This is a genomic window from Streptomyces sp. M2CJ-2 (genome assembly GCF_016757295.1).
Classification (GTDB): Bacteria; Actinomycetota; Actinomycetes; order Streptomycetales; family Streptomycetaceae; genus Streptomyces.
Genome location: NZ_JAESIF010000001.1, coordinates 154,177 through 169,269, shown reverse-complemented (window position 1 = coordinate 169,269; position 15,093 = coordinate 154,177). Strand labels below are relative to the sequence as shown.

13 protein-coding genes are annotated in these 15,093 nt (G+C 72.7%); 9 read left to right on the top strand and 4 right to left on the bottom strand.

Annotation, left to right across the window (positions count from 1 at the left end; translation table 11 throughout):
* Positions 1 to 34 precede the first annotated feature (34 nt).
* From bioB to JL475_RS01105, 4 genes are all read left to right on the top strand, one after another.
* Positions 35 to 1,261 carry a biotin synthase BioB gene (gene bioB / locus JL475_RS01120; protein ID WP_202274044.1) on the top strand — a complete coding sequence of 409 codons (1,227 nt, stop codon included), beginning with the start codon at positions 35 to 37 and terminating at the stop codon, positions 1,259 to 1,261.
* Positions 1,254 to 2,543: an adenosylmethionine--8-amino-7-oxononanoate transaminase gene (locus JL475_RS01115; protein WP_202274043.1), complete on the top strand. Its 1,290-nt coding sequence runs from the start codon at positions 1,254 to 1,256 to the stop codon at positions 2,541 to 2,543. The genes bioB and JL475_RS01115 overlap by 8 nt, the downstream gene beginning before the upstream one ends.
* A 1-nt stretch (position 2,544) precedes the next feature.
* Positions 2,545 to 3,276 carry a dethiobiotin synthase gene (gene bioD / locus JL475_RS01110; protein WP_202274042.1) on the top strand — a complete coding sequence of 244 codons (732 nt, stop codon included), beginning with the start codon at positions 2,545 to 2,547 and terminating at the stop codon, positions 3,274 to 3,276.
* 120 nt (positions 3,277 to 3,396) lie between these two features.
* Positions 3,397 to 4,101, top strand: coding sequence for a class I SAM-dependent methyltransferase (locus JL475_RS01105; protein WP_202274041.1), 705 nt, complete (start codon positions 3,397 to 3,399; stop codon positions 4,099 to 4,101).
* Here the strand turns inward: JL475_RS01105 and JL475_RS01100 are convergent, their stop codons facing one another.
* Entirely contained in the window at positions 4,102 to 4,476 is a 375-nt protein-coding gene (locus JL475_RS01100) for a fic family toxin-antitoxin system, toxin component (protein WP_202274040.1), read from the bottom strand.
* A gap of 4 nt (positions 4,477 to 4,480) precedes the next feature.
* A complete protein-coding gene (locus JL475_RS01095; protein WP_202274039.1) occupies positions 4,481 to 4,759 on the bottom strand; it encodes a toxin-antitoxin system HicB family antitoxin in 279 nt (92 codons plus the stop codon).
* A gap of 242 nt (positions 4,760 to 5,001) precedes the next feature.
* Here JL475_RS01095 and JL475_RS01090 point away from each other — a divergent pair, with 242 nt between their 5' ends.
* Together JL475_RS01090 and JL475_RS01085 are read left to right on the top strand one after the other, a co-directional pair.
* Positions 5,002 to 5,874 carry an ABC transporter ATP-binding protein gene (locus JL475_RS01090; protein WP_237405856.1) on the top strand — a complete coding sequence of 291 codons (873 nt, stop codon included), beginning with the start codon at positions 5,002 to 5,004 and terminating at the stop codon, positions 5,872 to 5,874.
* A 4-nt stretch (positions 5,875 to 5,878) separates the two neighbouring features.
* A complete protein-coding gene (locus JL475_RS01085) occupies positions 5,879 to 8,446 on the top strand; it encodes an ABC transporter permease (RefSeq protein WP_202274038.1) in 2,568 nt (855 codons plus the stop codon).
* Positions 8,447 to 8,641: 195 nt separating this feature from the next.
* Here the strand turns inward: JL475_RS01085 and JL475_RS01080 are convergent, their stop codons facing one another.
* A complete protein-coding gene (locus tag JL475_RS01080; RefSeq protein ID WP_202274037.1) occupies positions 8,642 to 9,100 on the bottom strand; it encodes a DUF6223 family protein in 459 nt (152 codons plus the stop codon).
* 227 nt (positions 9,101 to 9,327) lie between these two features.
* On the opposite strand from JL475_RS01080, the gene JL475_RS01075 reads away from it, so the two are divergent.
* From JL475_RS01075 to JL475_RS01065, 3 genes are all read left to right on the top strand, one after another.
* On the top strand, positions 9,328 to 10,455 hold the full coding sequence (locus JL475_RS01075; protein WP_202274036.1) for a sensor histidine kinase: 1,128 nt from the start codon (positions 9,328 to 9,330) through the stop codon (positions 10,453 to 10,455).
* Positions 10,452 to 11,117 carry a response regulator transcription factor gene (locus tag JL475_RS01070; RefSeq protein WP_202274035.1) on the top strand — a complete coding sequence of 222 codons (666 nt, stop codon included), beginning with the start codon at positions 10,452 to 10,454 and terminating at the stop codon, positions 11,115 to 11,117. The genes JL475_RS01075 and JL475_RS01070 overlap by 4 nt, the downstream gene beginning before the upstream one ends.
* Before the next feature lie 181 nt (positions 11,118 to 11,298).
* Complete coding sequence (locus tag JL475_RS01065; RefSeq protein ID WP_202274034.1) at positions 11,299 to 11,718, top strand: GNAT family N-acetyltransferase; 420 nt, start codon at positions 11,299 to 11,301, stop codon at positions 11,716 to 11,718.
* A 526-nt stretch (positions 11,719 to 12,244) separates the two neighbouring features.
* On the opposite strand, the gene JL475_RS01060 is transcribed toward JL475_RS01065, so the two are convergent.
* Positions 12,245 to 15,046 (bottom strand): heavy metal translocating P-type ATPase, encoded by a 2,802-nt coding sequence (locus JL475_RS01060; RefSeq protein ID WP_202274033.1) that lies wholly within the window; start codon positions 15,044 to 15,046, stop codon positions 12,245 to 12,247.
* Positions 15,047 to 15,093: the final 47 nt, after the last annotated feature.

Genomic DNA, 15,093 nt, shown 5'->3' with positions numbered 1-15,093 from the left:
GCCACGGCGGCCGAATAGGACAGGATCGGCTTTCATGGATCTGCTGAACACGCTGGTGGACAAGGGGCTTCGGCGCGAGACGCCGACCCGCGAGGAAGCGCTGGCCGTCCTCAGGACGTCCGACGACGACCTGCTCGACGTGGTGACCGCGGCCGGGAAGGTGCGACGGCACTGGTTCGGCCGACGGGTGAAACTCAACTATCTGGTCAACCTCAAGTCGGGCCTGTGCCCGGAGGACTGCTCCTACTGTTCCCAGCGGCTCGGTTCCAAGGCCGACATCCTCAAGTACACCTGGCTCAAGCCGGAGCAGGCGTCGGAGGCGGCCGCGGCCGGGCTGGCGGGCGGCGCCAAGCGGGTGTGCCTGGTGGCCAGTGGCCGGGGCCCGACCGACCGTGACGTGGACCGGGTCTCCGACACCATCAAGGCGATCAAGGAGGGCAACGAGGGCGTCGAGGTGTGCGCCTGTCTCGGTCTGCTCTCCGACGGCCAGGCGGAGCGGCTGCGCGAGGCGGGGGCGGACGCCTACAACCACAACCTGAACACCTCCGAGGCCACTTACGGGGACATCACCACGACGCACACGTACGCCGACCGGGTGGACACCGTGCACAAGGCGCACGCGGCCGGCCTGTCCGCCTGCTCCGGGCTGATCGCCGGCATGGGCGAGAGCGACACGGATCTGGTCGACGTGGTGTTCTCGCTGCGCGAGCTGGACCCCGACTCGGTGCCGGTGAACTTCCTGATCCCGTTCGAGGGCACGCCGCTCGCCGAGGAGTGGAACCTCACCCCGCAGCGGTGCCTCAGGATCCTGGCGATGGTGCGGTTCGTGTGCCCGGACGTCGAGGTGCGGATCGCGGGCGGCCGGGAGGTGCACCTGCGCACGATGCAGCCGCTCGCGCTGCACCTGGCCAACTCGATCTTCCTCGGCGACTACCTCACCAGCGAGGGCCAGGCGGGACGGGCCGACCTGGAGATGATCGCGGACGCCGGGTTCGAGGTGGAGGGCACCGACCAGGTGACCCTGCCCGAGCACCGGACGGGCGGGTGCGGGTCGCACGACGGCGGCGGGGCCTGCGGTACGGCGCCCGCGGGTGCGGGTGCGTGCGCGGGGGCGTCGTCCTCCGGCGGGTGTGCGGAGACGGAGGCGCCCGCGGGTGCCGGGACGGCCGCGGAGGGGGCCGGCCGGGCCGACGGGCCGCGTACCGATCTCGTCGCGGTCCGCCGCCGGGGCGCCGGAACGGATCTCGCTCCCAATGCCTGAGCTGTCCGTCCCCGAGCTGCTCGAGCTGGACCGGCGGCACGTCTGGCATCCGTACGGGCCCATGCCGGGACGCGGGGAGCCGCTGGTCGTCGAGTCGGCGACCGGGGTGCGGCTCAGGCTCGCCGACGGCTCGGGCGAACTGGTCGACGGGATGGCGTCCTGGTGGTCGGCGATCCACGGCTACAACCACCCGGTGCTGAACGAGGCCGCGGCCGACCAGCTCGGGCGGATGAGCCATGTGATGTTCGGCGGGCTCACGCACGAACCCGCCGTCCGGCTGGCGAAGCTCCTTGTCGACATGTCACCCGACGGGCTGGAGCACGTCTTCCTCGCCGACTCCGGCTCGGTGTCCGTCGAGGTCGCCGTCAAGATGTGCCTGCAGTACTGGCGTTCACTCGGGCGGCCCGAGAAGCGGCGGCTGCTGACCTGGCGGGGCGGCTACCACGGTGACACCTGGCAGCCGATGTCGGTCTGTGATCCCGAGGGCGGGATGCACGAGCTGTGGACCGGGGTCCTGCCGGAGCAGGTGTTCGCCGAGGCCCCGCCCGCCGAGTACGAGGAGGCGTACGCCGACCGTCTGCGGGAGCTGATCGGGCGGCACGCCGGGGAACTGGCCGCGGTGATCGTGGAGCCGGTGGTGCAGGGCGCGGGCGGGATGCGCTTCCACTCCCCCGCGTATCTGCGGGTGCTGCGCGAGGCGTGCGACGCGCACGGCGTGCTGCTGGTGTTCGACGAGATCGCGACCGGGTTCGGGCGCACCGGCGCGTTGTTCGCGGCGGAACACGCGGCCGTGACCCCGGATGTGATGTGTGTCGGCAAGGCGCTGACCGGCGGCTATCTGACCATGGCGGCGACGCTGTGCACCCCACGGGTGGCCGACGGCATCTCGCGCGGCGAGGTGCCGGTGCTGGCGCACGGTCCGACCTTCATGGGCAATCCGCTGGCGGCGGCCGTGGCCTGCGCCTCGATCGAGCTGCTGCTCGGACAGGACTGGCGCGCGGAGGTCAAGCGGATCGAGTCGGGCCTGCGGGACGGGCTGAGCCCGGCGGCGGAGCTGCCGGGCGTCCGTGACGTGCGGGTCCTCGGCGCCATCGGCGTCGTCCAGCTCGATCACGCCGTGGACATGGAGGCGGCCACGCGGGCCGCGGTGCGCGAGGGCGTGTGGTTGCGGCCGTTCCGCGATCTGATCTACACCATGCCGCCGTACGTCACCGGTGACACGGACGTGGCCCGGATCGCACGCGCGGTGTGCGCTGCGGCTGCGGCCACTCAGGAAGGATGACATGCCGGTACTGGTGATCACGGGCACGGGCACCGAGGTCGGCAAGACGGTGGTGACGGCGGCTCTCGCCGCGACGGCGCTGGCGGCGGGCCGGTCGGTGGCCGTGCTGAAGGCGGCGCAGACGGGTGTGGCGCCGGACGAGCCCGGAGACGCCGAGGAGATCACACGGCTCGCCGGTGCCGTCACGGCCACCGAGATCGCCCGGTACCCGGACCCGTTGGCGCCCGCCACCGCCGCCCGCCGGGCCGGCCGGGCGCCGGTGCATCCGCACGACGTGGCCGAGGCGGCCGCCAAGCTGGCCACCGAGCACGACCTGGTGCTGGTGGAGGGCGCCGGCGGGCTGCTCGTACGGTTCGACGCGGCCGGCGGGACGCTCGCGGACGCGGCGGCACTGCTGGCGGCGCCGGTGCTGGTGGTGGTGTCGGCGGGCCTGGGCACCCTGAACGTCGCGGAGCTGACGGCCTGCCACCTGCGCTCGCGCGGGCTCGCCCCGGCGGGTGTGGTGATCGGCAGCTGGCCCGCCGAGCCCGATCTGGCCTCGCGCTGCAACCTGCAGGACCTGCCGGACGTGACGGGGGTCCCGCTGCTGGGCGCGGTGCCGGCCGGGGCGGCCGCCCTCGCCCCGGCCGGCTTCCGGGCCTCGGCACCGCACTGGCTGGCACCCCGGCTGGACGGCACCTGGGACGCGGAGGCGTTCCAGGTGCGGGAGGCACGCCGGGGGCGGAGGACGTAGCGGGCCCCGGTCGAGGGATGCGAGGTGTCCTCGCGGGGGACAATCGCGGTAAGGCCGGTTCCGGGGGGCTCAGTCCTCGGCCCCCGGCTTCTCGGTTTCCTCACGGCAGGGAGGTGCCCCATGTCCGCCGGCTCCGCGAAGGTGGCGCGGGATCCCGTGCACCATCCGTTGTTCGCCCGCTGCTACGCCCGGCTCAGTGTCACCGCGGAGACCCGCGGGGGCATGGCCGCGGTGCGCCGGAGGCTGCTTGACGGGCTGTCGGGCCGGGTGATCGAGGTCGGCGTCGGCAACGGTCTCAACTTCGCGCACTATCCGGACACCGTCTCGGAGGTCGTCGCCGTCGAGCCGGAACGGGTACTGCGCCGGCTGGCCGTGGAGGCCGCCCTGCGCGCCCGTGTCCCGGTGGAGGTCGCGCCGGGTGCGGCGGAGGCGCTGCCGGTCGAGAGCGAGGCGTTCGACGCGGCGGTGGTCTCCCTGGTGCTCTGCAGTGTGCGGGACCTGCCGCGGGCGCTCGCGGAACTCCGGCGGGTGCTGCGGCCGGGCGGCGAGGTGCGGTTCTTCGAGCACGGCCGGGGCGGCGGCCGGGTCATGCGGCTCACCCAGCGTGCCCTGGACCGGACGGTGTGGCCGCCGCTCGCCGGTGGCTGCCATGTGGCGCGCGACCCGGTGGGCGCGTTGCGGGAGGCGGGGTTCGAGCTCGGCCCGTACCGGAGGACGCTGATGCCGGAGAGCGGTCCGAAGCTGCCGACGTCGTACTGCGTGCTGGGGACCGCGTGGCGGCCGGCGACCGATGCGGTGGCCGGCGCGCCGGCCGGCCGGAGCTGATCACTCGCTCCAGCGGCGCAGCTCGGCGGCGATGTCGTCCACGGTCGCCTCACCGTTCTTGACCAGCCGGGCCAGATCACGCACCTGCTCCGGCGAGGTGACGACCTTCAGACCGCTGGCGACGAGGTAGGCGTACGCGACGGCGGAGGCGAACAGGGCGTTGGAGCGTTCCAGCGCGGGCACGTGGAGCAGCAGCTGGAGCAGCGCGGCGGCACGGGCCTGCGGGCTGCCGTAGACGGGGACGTCGAATATCTCGGCCTCGTGGCGGGCGACGGCGGCGACGAGGGCTCCCCAGTCGGTGACCTGGGGGTCCCCGGGAGTCTGCTGTTCGGCGAGCATCAGCAGCCAGGCGAGGTCGATGCGCAGACCGTCCAAGGGATCAGCGGCGACCTTCGCGCGGGCCCTCGGGGTTCTTCTCCCCCGCTCCCGGCGTCGCCCGCGCGGGCGACGTCCCGTCGAACTCCTCGGCGAAGACGCTCTCGTACTGCTTCATGAAGTCGGCGGCGGCCTCCACGAAGGTGTGGCCGACCTCACCGGCGTCCTGCCGGACCAGTTCCTCGATGTAGCGGTTGACGCTCATCCCGCGGGCCAGTGCGCGCTCCCGCGCCGCTCGGGCGGTGCCCTCGTCCACGCGTACGTTCAGCTGGGTCTTCGCCATGCCTCGAAGCTAGCGCCGAGGTGCTAGCACCGGCAAGTGCCGCCATGGAACGTGCCCCTTACAGCGATATGAGGCGGTTTTGCGCCTGCGGAGGATATTTGGCGTGGAGCGGGTCACACTGGCCTCGGGTGTGGCAGGCGCCTCGGCTCGGTCCGACGCCCGCATGTGCAGATCCTCGCCTGTCCACATGCCGGCATGTCCACATCGCCCTGTCCCTACATCTCCAGACGGAGGAGGCGGCCTTGTCCACACCTGCTGCGGAGCACTTTCCCGGCCTCACGTCGGCGGACGGGATCGCGGCCCGCGCACGCGGCCTGACCAAGGCGTACGGCACCGGCGAGACGACCGTGCTCGCCCTGGACGCGGTGGACGTGGCCATCGCGCGCGGCCGGTTCACCGCGGTGATGGGGCCCTCGGGGTCCGGGAAGTCGACGCTGATGCACTGTCTGGCCGGACTCGACACCGTTTCGGCCGGACAGGTGTGGCTCGGCGACACCGAGATCACCGGATTGAAGGACCGTGAGCTGACCCGCCTGCGCCGGGACCGGATCGGGTTCATGTTCCAGTCGTTCAATCTCATCCCGACCCTGAACGCGCTGGAGAACATCACCCTCCCGATGGACATCGCAGGCCAGAAGCCCGACGAGAGGTGGCTGGCCCAGGTCATCGACACACTCGGCCTGCGGAACCGGCTGAAGCACCGGCCGGCCCAGCTCTCCGGCGGCCAGCAGCAGCGCGTGGCCTGTGCGCGGGCGCTGGCCTCCCGGCCCGAGCTGATCTTCGCGGACGAGCCGACCGGCAACCTCGACTCGCGCGCCGGTCTGGAGGTGCTCGGCTTTCTGCGCGAGGCCGTCGACCGGCTGAACCAGACCGTGGTGATGGTCACGCACGACCCGGGCGCCGCCTCCCACTCCGATCTGGTGCTGTTCCTGGCGGACGGCCGGATCGTCGACGAGATGCGGCGGCCCACGGCGGAGGCGGTGCTGGAGCGGATGAAGCGGTTCGACGTGCTCCGCGCCCAGAGCGACGACGGCGGCCCCGCTCCCGGCCTCGCCTCCGGCCTCGTCGGCGACGGGGCCGTCCGGCCCGACGAGTCGGTCCCGGGCAAGGGCTGAGACCGTGCTGAAGGCGACGCTCAGGAGTTTCCTCTCGCACAAGGGGCGGCTGCTGCTGTCCGCGTTGGCCGTCGTCCTGTCCGTGGCGTTCGTCGCGGGCAGCCTGATCTTCTCCGACACCGTCGCCCGCACCTTCGACCGGCTCTTCGCCTCCACCTCCGCCGACGTGACCGTGTCGCCCCCGGACGACCTGGAAGCGGCTGTGCCCACCGGCCAGGTCCGGACCGTGCCGGCCTCGCTCGCCGAGCGGCTGGCCGGGATCGAGGGGGTCGAGTCCGCCCGCCCGGTCGTCAGGGCCGGGAACGTCACGGTCGTCGACAGCGACAACGAGCCGGTGGGACCGACGAGCGGCGCACCGGCGCGCGCGATGACCTGGTACGCCGACGAACACAGCGTCGTGGAGCTGGCCTCCGGACACGCCCCGCACGGTGCCGGAGAGGCCGTGCTGGACGCGGACACCGCCGACGCCGAGGACCTGACGATCGGCGACACCCTGTCGGTGCAGGCCCAGCCGGGCACCTTCCGCGTCAAGATCGTGGGGATCGCCGCCTTCACCACCCCCAATCCGGGCTCAGCCCTCGTCTTCCTCGATCCCGAGGTCGCCGCCGTCGAGCTGCTGGGCTCGGCGGACCGGGCCACGAGCATCGCCGTCGAGGCGGGGCCGGGTGCGACCGCCGAGGAGGTCGACCACCGTGTCACCGAGGCGCTCGGCTCCGGCGCCTACCGGGTGGAGACGGCCGACGAGCAGGCCGCGACGGCCACCGACGAGCTGGGCGAGTTCCTCTCCGTGATCAAGTACGTGATGCTCGGCTTCGCCGGGATCGCCGTGCTCGTCGGCACCTTCCTGATCGTCAACACTTTCTCGATGCTGATCGCGCAGCGCACCCGTGAACTCGGGCTGCTGCGGGCGATCGGCGCCGACCGGCGGCAGGTGCGCCGATCGGTGCTCACCGAGGCGGTGCTGCTCGGCCTGTTCGGCTCGACGCTGGGCATGGCGGCCGGTATCGGGCTCGCCCACGGACTGATCCGGCTGATGAGCGTCTTCGGCATGAACCTGAACACCACGGAGATGGTCATCGGGTGGGGCACGCCCGTCACGGCGTACGTGGTCGGGGTCGGGGTCACCTTCGTGGCGGCGTACCTTCCGGCCCGCCGTGCGGCAGAGGTGTCCCCGATGGCCGCCCTCGCCGACGCCGAGATCGCCGGGGTGGGCCGGCCGTTGCGGACCCGCGCGGTGGTGGGTTCCGTCGTCGGGGCGCTCGGCGCGGCCGCTCTGGCGGGCTGCGCCGTGTCCACCGAAACGGGACCGGCGGCGCTCCTGCTGGGGCTGGGTGTCGTGCTGACCCTGATCGCGACCGTCGTCGCCGGTCCGTTGCTGGTGCGGCCGGTGATCCGGGTGCTGGGCGGGGCCTTCCCCGCCCTGTTCGGACCGGTCGGGAGGATGAGCCAGCGCAACGCCCTGCGCAATCCCCGCCGTACGGGTGCCACCGCCGCCGCACTGATGGTGGGACTCGCCCTGGTCGGTGGCATGTCGGTGGCCGGCGCCTCCATGTCCCGCTCCTTCGACGAGCAGATCGACAGGACGCTGGGCGCCGATTTCGTCGTCCAGAACGCCAACTTCCAGCCGTTCACCCAGGAGGTCACCGACAAGGTGCGGCACACGGAGGGCGTGGGCGTCGTCGTACGGCAGCGGTTCGCGCCGGTGGCGGTGCGGCTGCCGGACGGGGAGAGGATCGAGACGACCGCCGCCGGGTACGACCACCGGATCGACGACGTCGCCCGGCTCACCTACGCGAGCGGCGACACGGCGGCGGCACTGGCCGACGGCGGTATCGCCATGGACGCCGGATTCGCCGCGGACCACGGCGTCCGGACGGGCAGCACGATCCCTGTCGAGTTCCCGGGCAGGCAGCACACCGAGCTGACCGTGGGCGCCCTCACCGACATGGAGAACGGCGACGGCTTCGGCGTGCAGGGCGGACTGTTCCTCGGTATCGCGACGGTCGAGAAGTACGTGCCCGGCGGGCAGGACTCCGCGCTGTACGTGAACGCCGCCGACGGCACGAGCGCGGATGAACTCCGTGACCGGCTGGATACCGCTCTCGCCCCGTACCCGCAGGTCCAGGCACGTGACCAGGCCGACTACAAGGACCTGGTGCACGACCAGATCTCGGTCCTGCTGTACCTCGTCTACGCCCTCCTGGGGCTGGCGATCATCATCGCGGTGCTCGGCGTGGTCAACACCCTGGCGCTGTCGGTGGTGGAGCGCACCCGGGAGATCGGGCTGCTGCGGGCCATCGGACTGGCCCGGTGGCAGCTGCGGCGCATGATCCGGCTGGAGGCGGTGGTGATCGCGGTGTTCGGCGCGGTGCTGGGCCTCGTGCTGGGGCTGGTGTGGGGTGTCTGCATGCACCAGGTGCTGGCACTGCAGGGCATGACCGCGCTCGCGATCCCCTGGAGCACGATCGTGGCGGTCGTCATCGGTGCGGCGGTGATCGGCGTCGCCGCGGCGCTACTGCCCGCCCTCCGCGCGTCGCGGATGAACGTCTTGGAGGCGATCGCGCACGAGTGACACGCACGGGGCTCTCGTGCCGGGCGTCCTGATCGTGGAACTCCGTGTCGCGGACGGCGCCGCGTGCGGGTGGGCACGAGCGATCGTCGGGTCCACGGAGACCTCCCGGGCGATCAGGCCCTTCACCGGTGCCGGCGAAGTCACCGGTTTCGGTTGCCATCACCGTCTCCTCGGGCCCCTGCCCCTGTCCCTCTCTCACTCGAACGTGCGCTGGTGGTCGGGGCGGTCGACCGGTCGTCCGGTGCGGCGGGAGCGGACCAGGGCCAGTCGGCTGAGGACCGCGGCGACCACCCCCAGCACCAGGGCCAGGGCGCCACCGAGCACTCCGTTGCCGGTGCCGGGACCGCCGTCGGCGACGGCCAGATTCACCGCACCGACGACCATGCCGATCATCCCCGCCACCAGGGACACGATGGCCCCCCTCTTCCCGTTGCCGTGGCCGATACGGCCGACGGAGCGGGCCAGGGCCAGCCCACCGATGACCACGCCGGCCAGCGCCACCAGTGCGGCCACGGTGCCCACGAGTCGCCCGGTGGTCAGGGAGGCACCGGCGGCGACCGACTGGGCGGAGGCGTGCGCGGCCGCCGGTGCGGCAAGCCCGGACTCCCCGAGCAGGGCGCCTGCGGCGCCGGCAAGCACGTAACGGACGGACATGAGGTGCTCCTTCTCCTCGTACGACTCCTGCTGCTGGACGTCGCTCGATCCTGTCCGCCGGACCCACCGCCGGTCGTCCCGCAGACGGACTCACTTTGCGCTGCCGCCGACGGCGCACCCGACTACCGCGGACGCCGCAGGAGCCGCGCGGGTACCGCGGACGCGGTAGAGGGCCGCTCCTCCGCGAGCGGGACTCGCCCGCGCGGGCATCCGGCTAGGGTGCGCCCATGGGCAGACGACGGTTCGGTGTCCCGGCCGGTGTCGGGGACTGGCTGATCGCCGTGAGCGTGGCGGCGTTGATGCTGCGCACCGGGTCGTCCGGGGCGCACCCTGGCACGGGGCCCGACCTGCTCGGCTACGCGCTGCTGGCAGTCGGCGGCCTGGCGCTGGCCGCGCGCCGCCGGGCTCCGGTTGTCGTCCTGGCCGTCACCGGGCTGTGCGCGGTCGGTTACCAGACGGCCGGGTTCGACGTGCTCGCCGTCGCGTACCTGGTCGCGGTGTACGGCGCGGTGCGGGCCGGGCACCGCGCCCTCGCGGTGACGGCGTCCGTGACCCTGCTGGTGGTTCTCCAGCTCATGGCACTGGCCGTCCACGACGGGCCCGTGGGCGAGGCGTCGGTGCAGGCCCGTGGCACCCTGGAGATCGCCTGGCTCATCGCCGCCTTTGCCGCGGGCGAGGCGCTGCGGCAGGCCGAGCAGCGGGCGGACGAGGCCGAGCGCACCCGCGAGGAGACCGCGCGGCGCCGCGCCGACGAGGAGCGGCTGCACATCGCGCGGGAACTGCACGATGCGCTCACCCACCAGATCTCGGTCATCAAGGTGCAGTCCGAGGTCGCCGTCCACGTGGCCCGAAGACGCGGTGAGAAGGTGCCGGAGGCCCTGCTGGCCATCCAGGAGGCCGGACGTGAGGCGAGCCGGGAACTGCGCGCGACCTTGTCGGTACTGCGCGACGACGACACGACCCCGCCGCGAGGGCTCGGCCACATACCGGAGTTGGTGGAGCGGGCCGGCAGGACCGGTCTGAAGGCGACGCTGACGATCGAAGGGCAGCAGCACGACGTCCCGGCCGCGGTGGGCCGGACCGCCTACCGGATCGTTCAGGAGTCGCTGACCAACATCGTCCGACACGCCGCCGCCACTACGGCATCGGTCCGGATCGACCACCGGCCCGACGCCCTCGCGCTACGCATCGACGACGACGGCAAGGCCACGCCGGGCACCGCCCCGGTGCCCGGCGTCGGGCTGCTCGGCATGCGCGAACGCGTCACCGCCCTCGGTGGTCTACTGCGTGCCGAACCGCGCGACGAGGGGGGCTTCACCGTCCAGGCCGAACTCCCCGTGGACCGGACGTCATGATCCGCGTCCTGCTGGTCGACGACCAGCCACTCATCCGCAGCGGATTCCGCGCCCTCCTCGACCTCGAGGACGACATCGAGGTGGTGGCCGAGGCCGCCGACGGCAAGGAGGGCCTGGAACTCGCCAGGGAACACCTGCCCGACGTCGCGCTCGTCGACATCCAGATGCCCGTCGTCGACGGCATCGAGGCGACCCGGCGCATCGCCGCGGACCCGGCCCTGGCCCAGGTGCACGTCGTCATCCTGACCAACTACGGCCTGGACGAGTACGTCTTCGACGCGCTGCGCGCCGGCGCCGCCGGATTCCTCGTCAAGGACATCGTCCCGGACGACCTCCTGCACGCCGTTCGCGTGGCCGCACGCGGCGATGCCCTGCTCGCCCCCTCGATCACCCGCAAGCTGATCGACAGGTACGTCTCCCAGCCCCGTCTCGACACCGGTGCCGGGACGGGGCTGGAAGAGTTGACCGGCCGCGAACGCGAGGCCGTCGCCCTCGTCGCGCGGGGCCTGTCCAACGACCAGATCGCCGACCGCATGGTGATCAGCCCGATGACCGTGAAAACCCACATCAACCGGGCCATGGCCAAGCTCCACGCCCGTGACCGCGCCCAGCTCGTGGTCCTCGCCTACGAATCCGGACTGGTCGCCCCACGCAACCCCTGACACCCGCGGACCGCTGCCGCCGACCGGCTCCGGCGTGATCGTCGGTCGGGAACCGGCGAGCAACAAGCCTCGCTCGGCTCCTGCACGCCGCCCTGGGGCTGCGGGCGAGCGTTGAGCGAACAGCCTGCCCGGCAGCGAAAACCGTTCGCCAGGCAGTCGAGCGCTCTGCTTGGCTCACCCCATGAGCGATCTCCACATCCGCCACGCCACCCTCCCGGACATCGACACCGTGCTGCGGTTCTGGCGCGACGCCGCGGAAGGAACGAGCATCAGCGACGACCACGACGGAGTGGCCCGCCTCATCACACGAGACCCCGAAGCCCTGCTCCTCGCCGAGCGTGACGGCCTGCTCGCCGGAACCGTCATAGCCGGCTTCGACGGATGGCGATGCTCCGCCTACCGACTGGCCGTACACCCCGACCACCGCCGGCAGGGCATCGCCACCGCCCTGCTGGAAGCAGCCGAACAACGCTTCGCCGCCCTCGGCGGGCGCCGCGTCGACGCCATGGTCCTGGAAGCCAACGAACAGGCCCACCACACCTGGGCCGCGGGTGGCTACCACCGCGAGAACCACTGGAGACGCTGGGTCAAGTCCCTGTAGATGCGGGCAGCGGGATGTTTGTGAGCAGCCATGATCCGACGGGTGAAAACGGCAGCAGAGTCTTCAGCAGGGTGAGCACGAGTCCGTGCGGGTCCGGCCGGAACCCGGCTCACTCAGGGCGCTCGCGGGCGACGGCCGTTTGCTCGCCGCCCGCGGCGGCCGGCCATGGACGGAACTCGGACGCCTGCCCGAGGACGGTCGGGCCACGGTGCCGACCGCGGTGACCGTGCAGCAGCTGCCGGCCGCCGACAGCACCGACGCCGTCCACGAATCCACCGGTGGCGGCCGCACCTGGACCGTGCTCCACCGGCCGGACAACCGAGCGGAACGCCCCTGGAGGGCGCCTGCCGGGGTATGGCCGGCCCATGAGGCCCGCCGAACCCGCAGATGCGCTCACCCCCATGGTCGGGGTGGTGCGTCCGCAATGCGTTGCCGCCGGGCACGGCGCAACGACGCTGCCCGTACCGGCCGGTTCGGCAACCTTGTACCGGGGTGTGCCCGTGTCCGTGGTGTGGGGTGACGGTGGTCATCGGGGTTCGCCTCCCTCGTGCGTGCCGCCGGTCGTGGGGGCGGTGTAGCGGTCGGGGGCGGCGTCGAACGTGGTGGCGCAGTGGGCGGAGCAGAAGGAGTAGGTGCCGTGCTCGGTGTGCCGGTGCTCGGCGGCGGTCGCCTTGCCCACCCGCATGCCGCACACCGGGTCCGTGACCACGGTGTCGCCGTCGTCCCGGGAGGCGGGATGGTGCCCGTCGCCCGCCGGGGCGGCCGTGCTGCCGGCTCGGGCCCGGTCGGCGGCGGACTCGACCCGGGGCCGCACACGCGCCGGGCGGGCATCGGGCAGCGGTGGGGGGTGCCGGCGGCGCAGCCGGGAGGCGTTGGTGACGACCGACAGCGAGCTGAGTGCCATGGCCGCGGCGGCGATGACCGGGCTGAGCCGGATGCCCCACAGCGGATACAGGGCGCCGGCGGCGAGGGGGACGCCGATGGTGTTGTAGACCAGGGCGAAGAACAGGTTCTGCCGGATGTTGCGCATCGTGGCCCGCGACAGCCGGATCGCGGTGACGACACCGCCGAGCGAGCCGGAGATCAGGGTGATGTCGGCGGCCTCGATGGCCACGTCGGTGCCGGTGCCGATGGCCAGGCCGACGTCGGCGGCGGCCAGGGCGGGCGCGTCGTTGATGCCGTCGCCGACCATGCCGACGGTGCGGCCCTCGCCCTGCAGACGTCGGATCTCGTCGGCCTTGTGCTCGGGCAGCACCTCGGCCAGCACCCGGGTGACGCCCACCTGGGCGGCGATGGCGGCGGCCGTGCGGGCGTTGTCGCCGGTGAGCATCACGACGTCGACGCCCAGGCGCTGCAGGGCGGCGATGGCGGCGGCGGAATCGCCCTTGACGGTGTCGGCGACCGCGAGCACGCCGGCGGGCCGTCCGTCGACCGCGGCGAGGACGGGGGTCTTGCCCTCGGCCGACAGGGCGGCCGCGACGGGGACCAGGGTGGTGGTGTCGATGCCGACGTCACCCAGCAGCCGGGCGGTGCCCACCAGGACGGCGCGCCCGGCGACGGTGGCCTGAACGCCCTTGCCGGTGACCGAGTCGAAGCCCGTCGCGGCGAGCGGGCGCAGGCCGCGGTCACGGATGCCGACGGTGATGGCCTGCGCGAGCGGGTGTTCACTGTCGGCCTCGGCCCCCGCCACCAGCTGCAGCAGCACGGTCTCATCGAATCCGCCGAGGGGTCGGACGTCGGTCAGGACGGGCTTTCCCTCGGTGACGGTGCCGGTCTTGTCCAGCACGACGGTGTCCAGTTTGTGTGCGGTCTCCAGGGCTTCGGCGGAACGGATCAGAATGCCGGCCTGAGCGCCCTTGCCCGTGCCGACCATCACCGACAGCGGAGTGGCCAGACCCAGCGCGCACGGGCAGGCGATGATCAGCACCGCGACCGCGGACACCAGCGCCAGGGTCGGCGCGGGGGGCGGGCCGAGGGTGAACCAGACGGCGAAGGTGCCGATCGCGATGGCGATCACCGCCGGCACGAAGTACGCCGACACGGCGTCGGCGAGCCGCTGGATGGGGGCCTTGGACGCCTGGGCCTGCTGCACCAGGCGGATGATCTGGGCCAGCATGGTGTCCGCGCCGACCTTGGCCGCCCGTACCCGCAGGGACCCGGTGCCGTTGACGGTGGCCCCGATGACCGTGTCCCCGGCGTGCTTGGTGACCGGCATCGGCTCGCCGGTGACCATCGACTCGTCGACCGCGGAGGAGCCGGAGAGGACCTCGGCGTCGACGGGGATCTTCTCTCCCGGCCGGATGACGAGCTCGTCGCCGACCACCACGTCCTCGACCGGGATCTCGGTCTCGGCTCCGGCCCGGACGACGCGGGCGGTGCGGGCCTGCAGGCCCAGCAGGGCACGGATGGCCTCGCCGGTGCCGGCCTTCGCCCGGGCCTCCAGCAGCCGCCCCAGCAGGATCAGGGTCAGGATGACGCCGACGGCCTCGAAGTAGACCTCCCGCACGTCCTCGGGCAGCAGACCGGGGGCCAGGGTGACCAGCAGGCTGTAGCCGTAGGCCGCAGACGTGCCCAGGGTGATCAGGGAGTTCATGTCCGCGGCCCGGTGGCGCAGCGTCAGCCAGCCCGTCACGTGGATCGGCCGGCCGGTGTAGAACATCACCGGCGTGATCAGCGCCAGCTGCAGCCAGTGGTTCAGCATCCAACCGGGCACCAGGTCGGCGCCGAACAGTTCGTGTGCCATCACCGCGAACAGCACCGGCGCGGTGAGCACAGCGCCGAGCAGCACGCGTCGGGTGAGGTCCCTGATCTCCGCCTGCCGTTCGGTGACGTCCGCGGCCTCCGCCTCGGCGGCTGTCCGCTCCTCACTCACCGGCGACTCGCCGGCGACAGCAGGAGGAGCAGGTGCGGCCGTGGCGCCGTGGCCGTCCGGGGTGGGCGGTGCCGAGTCGTCCGCGGGTTCGACCAGCAGCGTGCCGTGGATCATGTTCATGCCGCAGGCGAACCCGAACGAGCCCGGCCGGTCCGGGTTCAGCCGCACGGTGGTGCGCGTGTGCGCGGGCAGGCCCGCACCGACCTTCAGATCGGGGAAGACCACACGGGAGGTGCACTCGCCGGCCTCCTGCCGGTCGAACACCAACTCCACCGGCACACCCTGCCGGACGTGGATCACGTCGGGGCTGTAGCCGCCCCGCACCGTCACCTCCACCCGCTGCACCCCGCCTTCCAGCCGGGCGGCACCGGCACGGCGCGGGCCGAAGAAGTACCAGCCCAGCGCGCCGATCAGCACGGCCGAGGCCGCAAGGACGACGACTTCCACGGCACCCATGGGTTGTCCCTCCCGTCTCGGTCCGCTCTCCGACCTTCGCCCGGGTA

Excerpts from the sequence above, each read along its gene's own strand:
- JL475_RS01065 (WP_202274034.1), top strand. The coding sequence starts at position 11,299 with ATGAGCGATCTCCACATCCGCCACGCCACCCTCCCGGACATCGACACC.
- bioD (WP_202274042.1), top strand. The coding sequence starts at position 2,545 with ATGCCGGTACTGGTGATCACGGGCACGGGCACCGAGGTCGGCAAGACG.
- JL475_RS01095 (WP_202274039.1), bottom strand. The coding sequence starts at position 4,759 with ATGGCGAAGACCCAGCTGAACGTACGCGTGGACGAGGGCACCGCCCGA.
- JL475_RS01115 (WP_202274043.1), top strand. The coding sequence starts at position 1,254 with ATGCCTGAGCTGTCCGTCCCCGAGCTGCTCGAGCTGGACCGGCGGCAC.
- JL475_RS01105 (WP_202274041.1), top strand. The coding sequence starts at position 3,397 with ATGTCCGCCGGCTCCGCGAAGGTGGCGCGGGATCCCGTGCACCATCCG.
- JL475_RS01060 (WP_202274033.1), bottom strand. The coding sequence starts at position 15,046 with ATGGGTGCCGTGGAAGTCGTCGTCCTTGCGGCCTCGGCCGTGCTGATC.
- JL475_RS01075 (WP_202274036.1), top strand. The coding sequence starts at position 9,328 with ATGGGCAGACGACGGTTCGGTGTCCCGGCCGGTGTCGGGGACTGGCTG.
- JL475_RS01070 (WP_202274035.1), top strand. The coding sequence starts at position 10,452 with ATGATCCGCGTCCTGCTGGTCGACGACCAGCCACTCATCCGCAGCGGA.
- JL475_RS01080 (WP_202274037.1), bottom strand. The coding sequence starts at position 9,100 with ATGTCCGTCCGTTACGTGCTTGCCGGCGCCGCAGGCGCCCTGCTCGGG.
- bioB (WP_202274044.1), top strand. The coding sequence starts at position 35 with ATGGATCTGCTGAACACGCTGGTGGACAAGGGGCTTCGGCGCGAGACG.